At 58.6% G+C, this 15,512-nt stretch carries 10 protein-coding genes and 2 tRNA genes; 3 read left to right on the plus strand and 9 right to left on the minus strand.

Annotated elements, in window-relative coordinates; translation table 11 throughout:
- Positions 1–147: 147 nt before the first annotated feature.
- Complete coding sequence (locus tag LIX91_RS10595) at positions 148–2,457, minus strand: YgiQ family radical SAM protein (RefSeq protein ID WP_032702580.1); 2,310 nt, start codon at positions 2,455–2,457, stop codon at positions 148–150.
- A 191-nt stretch (positions 2,458–2,648) separates the two neighbouring features.
- Here LIX91_RS10595 and LIX91_RS10600 point away from each other — a divergent pair, with 191 nt between their 5' ends.
- Entirely contained in the window at positions 2,649–5,519 is a 2,871-nt protein-coding gene (locus tag LIX91_RS10600; protein WP_226488461.1) for an RHS repeat-associated core domain-containing protein, read from the plus strand.
- A gap of 62 nt (positions 5,520–5,581) precedes the next feature.
- Here the strand turns inward: LIX91_RS10600 and dnaB are convergent, their stop codons facing one another.
- The 7 genes from dnaB to rnr form a co-directional block, all read right to left on the minus strand.
- The gene (gene dnaB, locus LIX91_RS10605) at positions 5,582–6,976 is read right to left on the minus strand and encodes a replicative DNA helicase (RefSeq protein ID WP_003317209.1); all 1,395 of its coding nucleotides are present in this window, start codon (positions 6,974–6,976) and stop codon (positions 5,582–5,584) included.
- A 123-nt stretch (positions 6,977–7,099) separates the two neighbouring features.
- Complete coding sequence (gene rplI, locus LIX91_RS10610; RefSeq protein ID WP_003317208.1) at positions 7,100–7,546, minus strand: 50S ribosomal protein L9; 447 nt, start codon at positions 7,544–7,546, stop codon at positions 7,100–7,102.
- Between the two features lie 19 nt (positions 7,547–7,565).
- Positions 7,566–8,462: a hypothetical protein gene (locus LIX91_RS10615; RefSeq protein WP_003414483.1), complete on the minus strand. Its 897-nt coding sequence runs from the start codon at positions 8,460–8,462 to the stop codon at positions 7,566–7,568.
- A 39-nt stretch (positions 8,463–8,501) separates the two neighbouring features.
- Positions 8,502–8,732, minus strand: a complete 231-nt coding sequence (gene rpsR, locus LIX91_RS10620) for a 30S ribosomal protein S18 (protein ID WP_002551829.1) — start codon at positions 8,730–8,732, stop codon at positions 8,502–8,504.
- A 28-nt stretch (positions 8,733–8,760) separates the two neighbouring features.
- A complete protein-coding gene (rpsF, locus tag LIX91_RS10625) occupies positions 8,761–9,186 on the minus strand; it encodes a 30S ribosomal protein S6 (RefSeq protein ID WP_002551828.1) in 426 nt (141 codons plus the stop codon).
- 278 nt (positions 9,187–9,464) lie between these two features.
- Entirely contained in the window at positions 9,465–10,220 is a 756-nt protein-coding gene (gene rlmB, locus LIX91_RS10630) for a 23S rRNA (guanosine(2251)-2'-O)-methyltransferase RlmB (RefSeq protein WP_003414481.1), read from the minus strand.
- Positions 10,217–12,850 carry a ribonuclease R gene (gene rnr, locus LIX91_RS10635; protein WP_003414480.1) on the minus strand — a complete coding sequence of 878 codons (2,634 nt, stop codon included), beginning with the start codon at positions 12,848–12,850 and terminating at the stop codon, positions 10,217–10,219. Before rnr ends, rlmB begins: the two co-directional genes overlap by 4 nt.
- 225 nt (positions 12,851–13,075) lie before the next feature.
- Here rnr and LIX91_RS10640 point away from each other — a divergent pair.
- Positions 13,076–13,162 (plus strand) — tRNA-Leu (locus LIX91_RS10640).
- A 160-nt stretch (positions 13,163–13,322) separates the two neighbouring features.
- A tRNA-Leu gene (locus LIX91_RS10645) sits at positions 13,323–13,409 on the plus strand.
- Positions 13,410–13,513: 104 nt separating this feature from the next.
- On the opposite strand, the gene LIX91_RS10650 is transcribed toward LIX91_RS10645, so the two are convergent.
- Positions 13,514–15,448 (minus strand): methyl-accepting chemotaxis protein, encoded by a 1,935-nt coding sequence (locus LIX91_RS10650; protein WP_103696026.1) that lies wholly within the window; start codon positions 15,446–15,448, stop codon positions 13,514–13,516.
- Between the last annotated feature and the right edge of the window lie 64 nt (positions 15,449–15,512).

The raw sequence follows: 15,512 nt of genomic DNA on the forward strand, positions 1-15,512 counted from the left end.
AAGGGATTGCAGGTGGGTTTTCAGCACTGCCCGACGCTACATTTCCGGCACTATCAGCACACGAGCACATGATAGGTACACCCACAGAACGAGGAACGATAATACCAACTATCGTGCGACGCTCTGCGTCTGCGCGGATACCTCGCGTTAGCGTGGCACCACTGGCTTGCGCTTGGGCGGTTTGGTGCCTTTGCCTTTGGCTGCATCCATGCGCTCCTTGGCAGCCTGCTTGTTGCGCGCCATGGCGGCAGCCTTGGCTTCTTCGCGCTTGTCCCACGGCTTGCTGCCATCGCTTCCGCGTGGTGGCAGCCCGGTGTGCTGGGTCTGGATCAGCGTGGTCTTGGCAGTTTTCGCAACCTTGTGGCTGCCCGCCGGCGTCGAGTTCTTGCGGCGTGCACTCTGGTAGCTGTCAGTAGCCGGCTGATGCAACGGGATCAGTTGATCCTTGCCCGGCCCGATCAGATCGGTACGGCCCATGCGCTCCAGCGCCTCACGCAGCATCGGCCAGCCTTTCGGGTCGTGATAGCGCAGGAAAGCCTTGTGCAGACGACGCTGCGCTTCGCTCTTCACGATGGTGACCGCATCGCTCTTGTAGGTGACCTTGCGCAACGGGTTCTTGCCCGAATGGTACATGGCCGTGGCCGTAGCCATCGGCGACGGGTAGAACGCCTGCACCTGGTCCGCGCGGAAACCATTGCCCTTGAGCCACAGCGCCAGGTTCATCATGTCTTCATCGGTGGTGCCCGGGTGGGCGGCGATGAAGTAAGGAATCAGGTACTGCTCCTTACCAGCTTCCTTGGTGTACTTCTCGAACATGCGCTTGAACTTGTCATAGCTGCCAATGCCCGGCTTCATCATCTGGTTGAGCGGACCTTCCTCGGTGTGTTCCGGGGCGATCTTCAGGTAACCACCTACGTGGTGCGTGACCAGTTCCTTGACGTACTCCGGCGACTCGACCGCGAGGTCGTAGCGCAGGCCGGAGGCGATCAGGATCTTTTTCACGCCCGGCAAGGCGCGAGCGCTGCGATACAGCTGGATCAGCGACGAGTGATCGGTATTCAGGTTCGGGCAGATGCCGGGGAATACGCAGGACGGCTTGCGGCAGGCCGACTCGATCTCCGGGCTTTTGCAGGCGATGCGATACATGTTCGCGGTCGGCCCGCCCAGGTCGGAAATGACCCCGGTAAAGCCCGGCACCTTGTCGCGTATCTCTTCGATTTCGCGAATGATCGACTCTTCTGAGCGGTTCTGAATGATCCGCCCTTCGTGCTCGGTGATCGAGCAGAAGGTGCAGCCACCGAAGCAGCCACGCATGATGTTCACCGAGAAGCGAATCATGTCGTAGGCAGGGATCTTTTCCTTACCGTACGCAGGATGCGGGACGCGCGCGTAAGGCATGCCGAACACGTAGTCCATTTCTTCAGTGGTCATCGGAATGGGCGGCGGGTTGAACCAGACGTCCACCTCGCCATGCTTCTGCACCAGCGCGCGAGCGTTGCCCGGGTTGGTTTCCAGGTGCAACACGCGGTTGGCGTGGGCATACAGCACAGCGTCGTTACGGACCTTCTCCACCGATGGCAGGCGGATGACCGTCTTGTCACGGGTCATGCGCGGGCTGGCAAGAATCTGCACCACCTTGGCTTCGTTGGGATCCTCGACGTTGCCTTTTTCCTGCTCGATGGCGCAGGCCTGCGTGTCCTGGGTGTTGACGTACGGATTGATGATCTTGTCGACCTTGCCCGGACGGTCGATACGCGTGGAATCGACCTCATACCAGCCCTGCGGCGTGTCACGACGAATGAACGCAGTACCGCGCACGTCGGTGATGTCTTCGATCTTGTGGCCGTAGGACAGACGCTGGGCGACTTCGACAATCGCACGCTCGGCATTGCCGTACAGCAGGATGTCGGCGCAGGCGTCGATCAGGATCGAGTTGCGAACCTTGTCCTGCCAGTAGTCATAGTGCGCAATGCGGCGCAAGGAAGCTTCGATGCCACCCAGCACGATCGGTACATGCTTGTAGGCTTCCTTGCAGCGCTGGCTGTAGACCAGACTTGCGCGGTCCGGACGCTTGCCGGCCATGCCGCCCGGGGTATAGGCGTCATCGGAGCGAATCTTCTTGTCCGCGGTATAGCGGTTGATCATCGAGTCCATGTTACCGGCCGCGACACCGAAAAACAGATTCGGCTCGCCGAGCTTCATGAAGTCGTCTTTGGACTGCCAGTCGGGCTGCGCGATGATCCCGACCCGAAAGCCCTGGGACTCGAGCAGACGACCGATGATCGCCATGCCGAAAGACGGGTGATCCACGTACGCATCACCGGTCACGATAATGATGTCGCAGGAATCCCAGCCAAGCAGATCCATTTCTTCCCGGCTCATGGGCAGGAAAGGTGCTGGTCCGAAACATTCGGCCCAGTACTTGGGATAGTCAAATAACGGCTTGGCTGATTGCATGTTCAGGACCTACGTTTGCACGTTGGAGAAATCGCGGGCGCGGAATATAGCACGTTTTTTGATCAAGTCCGACGGCAATGGTCGGAATAGCAAGATCATTCGCCTGGCACGCCCCACTGCTATTTATGACAGTACCGCGACTTGTCGAGTCGGAATACCCTGATTCCGCGCTCTGATGGAAATCTACGACCATGCCTGATGCCCTGCACCGACATACACCCGCGCTGATAGTGACTGATAGCCGGGGGCTGCCAATCCGCAGTGTGAGTTATTACCGCGGCACACCGGGTGACAGCTCGCAGGCGCGCCCGGAACGCCAGCAGTATGATGCAGCGGCAAGACCCGTCGCCAGATGGGACGCCAGGCTATTCAGGCAATTGACCACCGAGCCATTCACTCGCCCGAACCTGAGCACGGTACTCAGCCTCACCGGCGCGCCCTTGGCGATAAACAGTGTCGACGCAGGCTGCCAGGTTTCCCTCTATGGCGAGGCGGGTCAGTTGCTGGAACACCATGACGCACGCGGTACCCGCTGGACAACCCGCTACGACGAACTGCTTCGCCCCTTGGCGATCAACGAAAAGCCCAGGGGCCAGCCCTGCCGAACATCAGAGCGTTTCTCATATGCCGATAGTTCAGAGCTGGCCGCTGCCAACAATGTCTGCGGCCGCCTGACTCAGACTTACGACGGATCGGGTAGCGATTTTATCGATGCCTGTGGCGTATCAGGGCAGATTCTCCAGCAGACCCGACGCTTTCTCCGGACGAACGACCTACCGAACTGGCCTGCAGACGCTCTGCATCAGGAAGAGTTGCTGGAGCCCGGCCCTGGTTTCTCAAGCAAAGCACGCTTCAACGCTATGGGCGAGGTACTTGATCAAACCGATGCATCAGGCAATCGTCATACATCGGCCTATGACGTATCGGGCCAGTTGAAGGCTAACCGCCTGAAGCTGATGAACGGGAGCGATCAGGTACTGCTGCATGGATTGATGTACGACGCGCATGGCCGTATCGAGTCGCAAACAGCCGGTAACGGAGTCATCAGCCGCGTAAGCTTTGATCCTGCCGATGGTCGCATGGCTGAGCTAATCACCTACCGTCCGGGAGTCAAGCAACTGCAGCACCTGCTGTACGACTACGATCCAGTGGGGAATGTAACCAGGATTCGGGACGAGGCTCAGCCTGCACGCCACTGTTCAGGCCAGCGCATTGATGCCGTCAATGAATACGAATATGACAGCCTTTACCAGTTAATCAGGGCCAGCGGTCGCGAAACCGCCCTGGCGGGGATTCGCCCTGAATTACCGGAGCTCGCCCGGCTCCCAGTGGATGAAAGTCAGCTACTCAATTACACCCAACGTTATTCCTACGACGATGCAGGCAATCTCTTAAAGCTCATTCACAAGGGTGCGCAAGCGTATACACGTCACATGATCGTCGATACCCAAAGCAACCGGGCCTTGCCCTGGAGCGAGGGTGATGCGCCACCAGACTTCGATAAACAATTCGACGCCAATGGCAATCAGCAAGCGCTGGTTGCGGGACGAGCGCTGCACTGGGACTCGGGAAACCGCCTGATCAAGGCGGATGCCGTCACTCGTTCCGAGCAACCAGACGACGGCGAACACTACGCTTACGACGCTAGCGGCCAGCGCCTGCGTAAAACAGCGAAGGCCATGACCCGGACATCCCAGCACCAATGCGACGTGCGCTATTTGCCGGGCCTGGAAATCCGTACAAACAGTGCAACCGGCGAGCGACTGGAAGTCATCACAGTGTACGCCGGACGGACTAACGTGCGCTGCCTGCACTGGCTGGAGGGCAAACCGGATGCGATAGACAACAATCAGTTCCGCTACAGCATCGGTGACCACCTGGGCTCAAGCACACTTGAGCTGGATGCCCAGGCAAAGCTGATCAGCCATGAAGGGTATTACCCGTTCGGAGGGACCGCATGGTGGGCTGCGCGCTCGGCTGTTGAAGCGTCTTATAAAGTCGTCCGCTACTCTGGCAAGGAGCGGGACAGCACGGGTCTTTATTACTACGGCGTGAGGTATTACGCGCCTTGGTTGATGCGCTGGATGAGTGCAGACGCGCTAGGCGATGTAGAGGGGCTGAACCTTTACCGAATGACCAGAAACAACCCCGTCAGCAGAGTCGACCCAGAGGGTGGCCAGAGCATTAATTTTGACGGCATGACGCTCATTTCCACAAGCATTACTATTGGGATAGTCCTTATGGGACTCGCCACATGGGTACTTCTAGCCCGCAGCTCGCAGGCACGGAAAAACGCCAAACTAAAGGCCTATAGTACTTTTCTTGACAGTGCGGCCAGTGAGTTTGGACTTAAAGACGAAGAGATTAAAGAACTTGGCGGCTTCATGAGCAGCATCAACGCGAGAACCAGGGATGTATATCTTCGGCACGACGGCATGACGGGATCGATATATGCGTATTACCTTACCAGACCGGGCCAGCAAGACTTTTTCAGAACACAAAGCGCATCGCCTGAATTCTTAAGCCGTTCAAACAACCTCATCCGCATGGAGCTTAGGGCCGGAAAGTATCGCGATACGTCACGCCGCGAGAGCAATGTGAGTAATGTGAGCAACTTCAGCAATGTGAGCAACTTGAGCGGCCGGACATCTTTTTCTGAGACGTCAGAACCCACCGTATCTATTAAAGACAAAGCGTTTTATCGCAGCTTTGCAGGAACAAGTACATCCACGCCTGCAGCCCCCAGCCCTGATACCCCAGTAAAAAAGAACCGAGCGACAACATCCGCTAACGTTGCTATCGGCGATTTTTTTGAATCCGCCACATTCGAGACTGCCCAAAAAGAATATAGCCAGGATGATCTGAGATCAGCCGTCACCAAAGCGATCGACAGTTTCAATGAGCGAGGCTCAAAGGGCGCATCAGCACACAAGGTAAAAGACGAAATCTCGCTGGATCTTACCGGGGTCGCCGGCGCCAAAGGTAGAGGTAAAATCCGCTTGCTACTGGCAAAAAATGACACTGGGGCATGGTATCCACACCGGATCGGGGATACGCATTGATAGATGCTGCTAACGTCTCCGCAAGAGCGGTGATTAAATGGCAACAGCATCGGGCGGCAAAATCAATCGTCGTCAAAGTTGTAACTGCCCGGCGCCAGGTTCTCGAAGCGCGTGTATTTGCCGATGAACGCCAGACGCGTGGTACCGATGGGGCCGTTACGCTGCTTGCCGATGATGATCTCGGCAATGCCCTTGTGCTCGGTTTCCGGGTGGTACACCTCGTCCCGGTAGACGAACATGATGACGTCGGCATCCTGCTCGATCGCTCCGGATTCCCGGAGGTCGGAGTTGATCGGGCGCTTGTTGGGACGCTGCTCAAGGGAGCGGTTGAGCTGCGACAGGGCAATCACCGGGCAGTTGAATTCCTTGGCCAGTGCTTTCAATGAGCGCGAGATCTCGGAAATCTCGTTGGTACGGTTGTCACCGCTGGAACCGGGGATCTGCATCAGCTGCAGGTAGTCGATCATGATCATGGCGATGTCGCCATGCTCACGCACGATCCGCCGCGTCCGCGCACGCATTTCGGAGGGGCTGATACCGGCCGTATCGTCGATGAACAGTTTGCGGTCATTGAGCAGATTGACCGCCGATGTCAGACGAGGCCAGTCATCGTCATCAAGCTGGCCGGCCCGCACCTTGGTCTGATCAATGCGCCCCAGCGAAGACAACATACGCATGATCAGCGATTCGCCTGGCATCTCCAGCGAGTAGACCAGTACGACCTTGTCACTGCGCAGCACCGCGTTCTCGACCAGGTTCATGGCGAAGGTGGTCTTACCCATCGACGGACGTCCGGCAACGATGATCAGGTCGGAGGGTTGCAGTCCGCTGGTCTTTTCATCGAGATCGGTATAACCGGTCGACAGGCCGGTAATGGCGTTGTCGCTGTTGAACAGCGTGTCGATTCGGTCGATGGCCTTGGTCAGCAGGTCGTTGACGCTGACCGGACCGCCGGTCTTGGGGCGCGCTTCGGCGATCTGGAAGATCTGCCGTTCAGCCTCGTCAAGAATCTCTTCGGCGGTCCTGCCTTCTGGGTTGAACGCACTGTCGGCGATTTCGGTACTGATGCCGATCAATTGCCGCAGCGTGGCCCGGGCCCGGACGATCTGCGCGTAGGCCTTGATGTTGGCGACAGAAGGCGTGTTTTTCGCCAGCTCGCTGAGGTAGCCCAGGCCGCCTACTTGCGAGGTCTGCCCTTCCTTGTCCAGCTGTTCAGCCAGGGTGACCACGTCAATCGGGCTGTTCTGATCGGCCAACCGGGCGATGGCGCGGAATATCAGGCGGTGGTCATGTCGATAGAAATCACCATCGGACACTTGATCGAGCACCCGCTCCCAGGCGTTGTTGTCCAGCATCAGACCACCGAGCACGGCCTGTTCGGCCTCGATGGAATGCGGCGGCACCTTCAGGGCAGCGGTTTGCAGATCGTATTGTTCGGGGGCGGAAATATCGTTCATGGCCACTTCAATTCGAGGTTTGCAGAATGGGGATGGCACAAAGACAAAGGGCACGACCTGTAAACAGGATCGTGCCCGATGTTAATCCTCTGGCGACAATGCCACCAGACGATTACGTGTTGCTTAAGCAGCCACTACGACAACGCGTACGGTTGCTTCTACGTCGCTGTGCAGGTGCACGGCTACGTCGAATTCACCAACGTTGCGGATAGTGCCGTTCGGCAGACGAACTTCGCTTTTTGCAACTTCAACGCCAGAGGCGGTCAGTGCATCAGCGATGTCGTGGGTGCCGATCGAACCGAACAGCTTGCCTTCGTCACCAGCGGTGGCAGTGATAGTCACTTCCAGCTCAGCCAGTTGGGCAGCGCGAGTTTCGGCAGATGCTTTCTTGTCTGCAGCCAGTTTTTCCAGCTCGGCACGACGCTCTTCAAACGCAGCCACGTTGGCAGCGGTTGCAGCGGTTGCTTTGCCGTAAGGCAGCAGGTAGTTACGACCGTAGCCGGCCTTAACGTTTACTTTGTCGCCCAGGTTGCCCAGGTTGGCGACTTTTTCCAGAAGGATCAGTTGCATGTGGAAATCCTCTTAACTTTTAACCTTCACCGTTCGCAGGACCATTGCCGGAATCTTTCGAGCTCCGGCGACCGCGAAAATCAATCAGGCTGTCGACAATGGCAATTACCACGAGCAACGGATAAATCAGCTGCATGAACACCAGCAGCGTGATGTACATCCCCACCAGCCAGAACCTGGACAGACGCTTTTCAGCGACCAGTCCGTGAATCAGAGCCAGGCCCGCAAAGACCAGCGGTACGCTGCACAGCGGTGTAAGCATCGCTATCTGCGGACCGAAATTCGGCCCCACCAACATGCACACCACCAGCACCAACGCAGGCACCAGCGGGAGTTTCACGGCGCGAAATTCACGCCCGAAACCACCAGGGTTGTACATCATCGCTTGCCAGTACCGCCCAAGAATCAGGCACAGCACACTGACGATTTGCAGCACAGCCGCTATCAGGCCATTCAGGACGGGTGCAATCAGTGCCCCCAGACGCGCTCGCTCTTCTACGTTCAACTGCTCGTAGAGCCCGGCCAGCATTGTCGGCAGATGTTTCTGCAACTCCTGCGACATTGCTTCCAGAGGTTCGCGAAAAACCGTGCCCAGAATTACTGCATACACCACACCCAACGCTACGCTGACCAGCAGCACACGGACCCAGGACTCGCTGGCACGCAAAACCATTGCCAAACTCAGTGAACCCGCCAGCACCATGGCTGTACGAGGTTCACCGAAATACCACCAGACCAAAGCCGGCAGCAGAGCCCAGGCCAGGACACCAACGGCATCACTGAACCCGCGTCGCAGGAGCACAAGGCACCCTGCGGCAGCACTCAACCAGAACAACAGCGGCAATGCCGCACATCCAGCCACTACGAGAGTGGCCTGCATACGGCCGCGCATGATGAATTCAGCCAGGGCACGCATGCTTTCTATCCTTTGTTACGTTTTGTCGACTACCTGGTCTCAGCGGCCGTGGCTGTCGGTGTAGGCCAGCAGGGCCAGGAAGCGGGCACGCTTGATAGCGGTGGCCAGCTGACGCTGATAACGTGCTTTGGTACCAGTGATACGGCTTGGAACGATTTTGCCGGTCTCGGATACGTAGGCTTTCAGAGTGTTGAGATCTTTGTAATCGATCTCTTTGACGTCTTCAGCGGTGAAGCGGCAGAATTTACGACGACGGAAGAAACGTGCCATGTAATTGGCTCCTCAAAAGGTCCGTGGATTACTCGTCAGCGTTATCGCTAACGTCGCTGTTGTCGCCGTCATCGCCATCGGCGCTGTCGGAGTGCTCAGGACGGTCACGACGCTCACGGCGCTCACTGCGGTTCTCTTCAGCCTTGAGCATCTCGGACTGGCCGGTTACGGCTTCGTCGCGACGGATGACCAGGTTACGGATCACAGCATCGTTGTAACGGAAGTTGTCTTCCAGCTCGGCCAGAGCCTTGCCAGTGCACTCAACGTTCAGCATCACGTAGTGAGCCTTGTGAACATTATTGATTGCGTAAGCCAGTTGACGACGGCCCCAATCTTCCAGACGGTGGATTTTGCCGCCGTCTTCTTCGATCAGCTTGGTGTAACGCTCTACCATGCCGCCGACTTGCTCGCTTTGATCCGGGTGGACCAAAAAGATAATTTCGTAATGACGCATGAATGCTCCTTACGGGTTGTAGCCTGCCGCTCAAATAGCGGTCAGACAAGGAGTGAATGACACTGTTGGTCTTGCTCAGGGACAGGCACATGCGCGCCTGCCGTGACAGCAAGGGGCGCAAGTGTAGAGAAGGCAGCTGCAAGCTGCAAGTGGAAAGCTACAAACAGGGAAGCAGTTGCAAGCTGCAAGTGGAAAGCTGCAAGTAGAAGCAGTCCGCTTTTAGCTTTTAGCTTTTAGCTTGAGGCTTGAGGCTTGCAGCTTTTAGCTTGCAGCTGCTGCTAAGCAGGCTTCCGCTTGGCGGATCGCTGGCGCAGCGCTTCAAACAGACACACACCGGTCGCGACCGACACGTTGAGACTGCTGACACTGCCCGCCATCGGCAGGCGCACCAGATAATCACAATGCTCACGGGTCAGGCGACGCATGCCCTTGCCTTCGGCGCCCATGATAATGATGGTCGGCCCGGTCAGGTCCTGCTGATACAGCTCGACCTCGGCCTCGCCCGCAGTACCCACTACCCACAATCCGCGCTGCTGCAGTTTTTCCAGCGTACGCGCCAGGTTGGTCACTGCCACGAGCGGAATGACCTCGGCCGCACCGCAGGCGACCTTTCGCACGGCTGGCGTCAGGGTTGCGGACTTGTCCTTGGGCACGATGACCGCCAGCGCACCTGCCGCATCGGCGGTACGCAGGCAGGCGCCGAGGTTGTGCGGATCGGTCACGCCGTCCAGCACCAACAGCAGCGGCGAGCCTTCACTGCGGTCCAGCAGCTCGTCGAGCATTGCCTCGCCCCAGACCTGACTCGGGCTGACATCGGCAACCACGCCCTGATGCACACCCTCGACCCAGGCATCCATCTCGCGGCGCTCGGCCTGCCCGATGGTCACGCGATTCTCGGCGGCCAGTGCCACCAGCGTCTGGACGCGAGGGTCGTTACGACCCTCGGCCAGCCAGATGTGCTTGACGCGTTTCGGATGATGACGAAGTAACGCTTCTACGGCGTGAACGCCGTAGATTTTTTCCAGCTGACTCATGACTTGGCCTTGGGTTTACGAGCGCCACTGCTTTTCGCAGCTGGCGCGGAGCCCGTTTTTGACGAGCCTTTACGGTGTTTGCTGGCCGGCTTGCCCGATGAAGGCGCAGAGCCCGACCTGTCAGACTTTCCCGACGATGCCTTGCTACCACCCTTCGCGTCTGCCAGAAGCGCTTTTTTCAGCTCGCGGCTTTTACGCACTTCTGCGTTTTTAGCGGCGGCATCGCTCGGGCGATACGCTTCGGGACTGCTTTCCTTGGTCGAAGCGCTACGGCGTCCGGACTTGGCCGGCGCCTTGTCCTTTTCAGCCGTGGTGGTGGCAGCAGGTGCCGCGGTGTCGTTACCACGACGCTTGCGAGCCGCTGGCTTCGCAGCCGCTGCCGCTTCGGAGATCTCGAAATCGATCTTGCGCTCGTCCAGATCGACGCGCATGACCCGCACTTCAACGGTGTCGCCCAAGCGGAAGTTACGCCCGGTACGCTCGCCGGCAAGGCGGTGGTGCAGCGGATCGAAGTGGTAGTAGTCACCCGGCAAGGCGGTCACGTGGACCAGGCCTTCGACATAGATGTCGGTCAGCTCGACGAACAGACCAAAGCCGGTTACCGCGGTGATCACGCCCGGGAACGACTCGCCGACGCGATCTTTCATGTATTCGCACTTGAGCCAGTTGACCACGTCGCGCGTAGCCTCGTCGGCACGGCGCTCGCTCATCGAGCATTGTTCGCCCAACTGGTCGAGCAGCGCATCGTCGTACGGGTAAATGCGCGCCTTCGGAATCGTGGCAGCGCCGGCACGACGGACGTGCGGCGTATCCTGCTTGGAGCGAATGACACTGCGAATCGCACGATGGGTCAGCAGGTCCGGATAACGACGGATCGGCGACGTGAAGTGCGTGTACGCTTCGTAATTCAGACCGAAGTGACCGTTGTTGTCCGAGCTGTAGACCGCCTGGCTCAACGAACGCAGCATCACGGTCTGGATCAGGTGATAGTCAGGACGATCACGAACGGTTTCAAGCAGCGCCTGATAATCCTTCGGTGTCGGACCTTCCTTGCCTTTGTGCAACGTCAGACCCAGCTCGCCGAGGAACGCACGCAGTTTTTCCAGGCGCTCTGGTGGCGGACCATCGTGAACGCGGTACAACGCAGGAATTTCGTGCTTCTTCAGGAACTGCGCGGTGGCCACGTTGGCGGCCAGCATGCATTCCTCGATCAGCTTGTGGGCATCATTACGGGTGGTCGGACGGATTTCGGCAATCTTGCGCTCGGAACCGAAGATGATCCGGGTTTCCTGAGTTTCGAAATCGATCGCACCACGCACATGACGCGCGCCCAGCAATACCTTGTACATGGCATAAAGCTGTTTGAGGTGCGGCACCACATCGCCGTATTCGCCGCGCAGGCTTTTCGCCTCGGCGGTTTTCGGCTGCTCCAGAATCGTGCTGACCTTGTTGTAGGTCAGGCGAGCGTGGGAGTGGATGATGCCTTCGTAGAACACGTAGTCAGTCATCTCGCCGGTCTTGGAGATGGTCATCTCGCAGACCATGGCCAGACGATCGACATGCGGGTTCAGCGAGCAGAGGCCGTTGGACAATTGCTCAGGCAGCATGGGCACGACGCGCTCGGGGAAATACACCGAGTTGCCGCGCACCTGGGATTCAGCATCCAGCGCCGAGCCGATCTTCACGTAGCTCGATACGTCGGCAATCGCCACGTAGAGCTTCCAGCCGCCGGAGAACAAACGCAGCTTGCCCGGCTTGGCTTCGCAATAGACCGCATCGTCGAAGTCGCGAGCATCTTCACCGTCGATGGTCACGAACGGCAGATGGCGCAGATCGACGCGGTGTTCCTTGTCCTTCTCTTCGACTTCCGGCTTGAGCTTGGCAGCCTCTTTGAGCACTGCCTCGGGCCATACATGCGGAATGTCGTAGGTACGCAGCGCGACATCGATCTCCATGCCGGGCGCCATGTAGTTGCCCACCACTTCGATCACGTCGCCTTGCGGCTGGAAGCGCGGCGTCGGCCAATGGGTGATTTTCACCTCGACGAACTGGCCGATCTTGGCGCCGTTGTTGCGACCCGGCGTCACCAGCACTTCCTGCTGGATTTTCGGGTTGTCGGGCACCACGAAGCCGATGCCGCTTTCTTCGAAATAGCGACCCACGATGCTTTCGTGAGCACGCGAGATCACTTCGACGATCACGCCTTCGCGGCGGCCGCGACGGTCAAGACCGGAAACACGCGCCAGTGCCCGGTCACCGTCGAACACCAGACGCATTTGCGCCGGGCTCATGAACAGGTCGTCGGAGCCGTCGTCCGGCACCAGAAAGCCAAAGCCATCGCGATGTCCGGAGATGCGACCCAGGATCAGGTCAAGCTTGTCTACCGGTGCATAAGTGCCGCGACGGGTGTAGATCAACTGGGCGTCACGCTCCATCGCCCGAAGGCGGCGGCGCAGAGCCTCGAATTGATCTTCGGTGGTCAGGCCGAACTCTTCGACCAGTTGCTCGCGACTGGCCGGCGAACCTCGCTCGGCAAGGTGCTGCAAGATCAGCTCGCGGCTGGGAATAGGGTTTTCGTATTTTTCCGCTTCACGAGCGGCCTCGGGATCGAGGGACTGCCAATCGGCCATTAGATAGTTTTCACCTTGTATATATAGGGGTTAGTTTGGCATAGACCTCATGAAACGGGAAATTTCACGCTCAATCCACTGGACAAAAAGCCTCCTGGACCCCGCTGAAACACCCGAAACACGCCGTCCGCGATTTTTTTCGGTTTTTTTGCTCTGCCGGGCTTTACAGCCTAAAAGACGGTCCGTATAGTGCGCGCCATCGACAGGTTGATGCCTGTCGATACTGCCCAGATGGTGAAATTGGTAGACACGCCAGCTTCAGGTGCTGGTGACCGCAAGGTCGTGGAAGTTCGAGTCTTCTTCTGGGCACCAATTCAGGCAACAGACTACAACAGTCTCAAGCCTCACAAAAACCCGCGAAAGCGGGTTTTTGCATTTTCAGGGTTTGATTATTAAATCAAAACAGGGGTTTACAGAGTAAAACGATCGCCGTATAGTGCGCCCCATCAACGGCGTATACGCTGCTGATGCTGCCCAGATGGTGAAATTGGTAGACACGCCAGCTTCAGGTGCTGGTGACCGCAAGGTCGTGGAAGTTCGAGTCTTCTTCTGGGCACCAATTCAAAAAAACCGAGCCAATGGCTCGGTTTTTTGCTTTCAGACTCCCGAAGCTCTCCTCCTGCAGACAGTGCAGCGCCACATTTGCAGCGCCGCACCTGACACTCAAGCCCGAAACTGCCCCAAGCTCGCCTTCAACTGTGCAGCCAGCCCATCGAGCACCTTGCCGCTGGCGGTCGTCTCCACCACCGCCTTGGCAGCACGCTCGGCCTGAGCATGGATCACCTCTACCCGACCACGCACCGCCTGGGCGCCTTCGGCCTGATGAACGGCCGCCTTGGTCGCCAGACCAATGGCCGCATGCACCTGCTCCACCGAGGCCTGCACCGTCTGCTGTCGCTTGGCGCTGTCTCGCAGCACTTCCAGACCTTCCTTGGCCTGGCGTCCGGCGATGCCGATGGCAGCGACCGCCTCTTTCGCGCCGCGCTGCAAGGCCACGATGTGTTCCTGAATATCGCCCGTCGAGCTTTGGGTCTTGCTGGCCAGTGCACGCACCTCGTCAGCCACCACGGCAAAGCCTCTGCCCGTCTCACCTGCGCGAGCCGCTTCGATGGCTGCGTTCAACGCCAGCAGGTTGGTTTGCTCGGCAATACCATGAATGACTTCCAGCACCACCTCGATCTGCTGACTTTGCTGCGCCAGACGCTCGATCACTTGCGCCCCCGTCTCGACCTGCCCGGCCAGCGCTTCGATCAACCCGCCAACCTGACTGGAGGTACGGGTGTTTTCATCGGTTGCCTGCTTGATATCGATCACCTGACGCAGGGCTGCCTGCATCGCGTGGCTTTCCGACTGCGCCTCGTCGGCCATCTGCTCCAGCGCTTTGAGGCTGGCTGCCACTTCGTCCCGCTGCAATTCGGCCGCAGCATCGGCACCGGCGTTACGCTCGCTCATGACACCGATTTCCTGCCCGGTGCGCTGCGCCACCTCACCCGCCTCGCGGACGATAGGTTGCAGCTTGTCGATGAAGCGGTTGACTGCGGCCGACATATCACCAATCTCGTCATTACTGTCCAGCTTGACGCGCTTGGTCAGATCGCCCTCGCCCGCCGCCAGGTCATTGAGTGCCGCGATCAGCAGATGCAGCTTGCTGACAACCCGGCGCCCGAGCACCACCGCCAGTAACAGCAATACACCCAGGCCGACCAGGGCCAGCCCCATACCGATTCTCCAGCGCAGCGTTTCGGCCGCTTCCTGAACAGCGACACGCGTATTGCCGGTCATTGCAGTCGCTGCCGCCTGAGCCGACTGCAGACGCGTACGCAAGGCAGTCGAGCTGTCTTTCGAGGCACTGGCAAGGCTGTCGGACACCAACTGTTCACCGCTGGTGATCAGGGTCGCGAAACGCTTGTCCAGCGCGGCAAGGTTCTCTTCGACCGTTGCCGTGGACACACCCATGCGCACCTTGCCGATCTCCACACCGTTAGGGCTGATGGATGCTTCGACGTAATACACGGAAGGATCGTTTTTCGCCGCATTGAGGACCTTGTCCATCGCCCGCTCGCCCTCGCCCTTGGCCAGCAGAGCCTTGACCAGCGGATTGTCGCGGTTCATGTAACGCGTAAGGTGTTCACCTGCGGCGTCGTCATAAACGACGAACAGTACGTTGGGATTGCGCTGAGCACGGCGTGCGAATTCGGAAAGCGTCGGCGTGTCGTTGTCCCACATGGCGCGCGGGGCGACGGCGGCGAGCAGTTCGGCCATATCGGTCGCGGACTCGCGAAGGTCTTTTTCCAGCGTGGCACGCAGTTGCGCCTGCTCGTCCTTCAGACGGGTAGAGAGCCCGACACTCAGGCGCTGTCGGGTGCTGGATGACAAGGCATCAAGACTCGATGTCACTTCGCTACTCGCCGACTCCAGCTCCGCGGAAAGATGTTGCGAATCTACCCCGAGGCGGCTGGCGAGATCAGCCTCAAGCGCGGTGACCGTGCTCCGGGTAAGCGCAACCGCCACGATGACCTGCACCAAAAGGGCGATACCCAGCGCGATGAAGACTGGGCGCAACAAACGACTTTGCAAAAGAGATAAGACAGCAGACACAGGAGAATCCCTCCACCCTCAGCGCCACTAAAATGATGGCACTTTTCTGTCATCTTTGTAGCAA

This window comes from Pseudomonas sp. B20 (genome assembly GCF_020515755.1).
In the GTDB taxonomy this organism is placed as follows: domain Bacteria; phylum Pseudomonadota; class Gammaproteobacteria; order Pseudomonadales; family Pseudomonadaceae; genus Aquipseudomonas; species Aquipseudomonas syringae.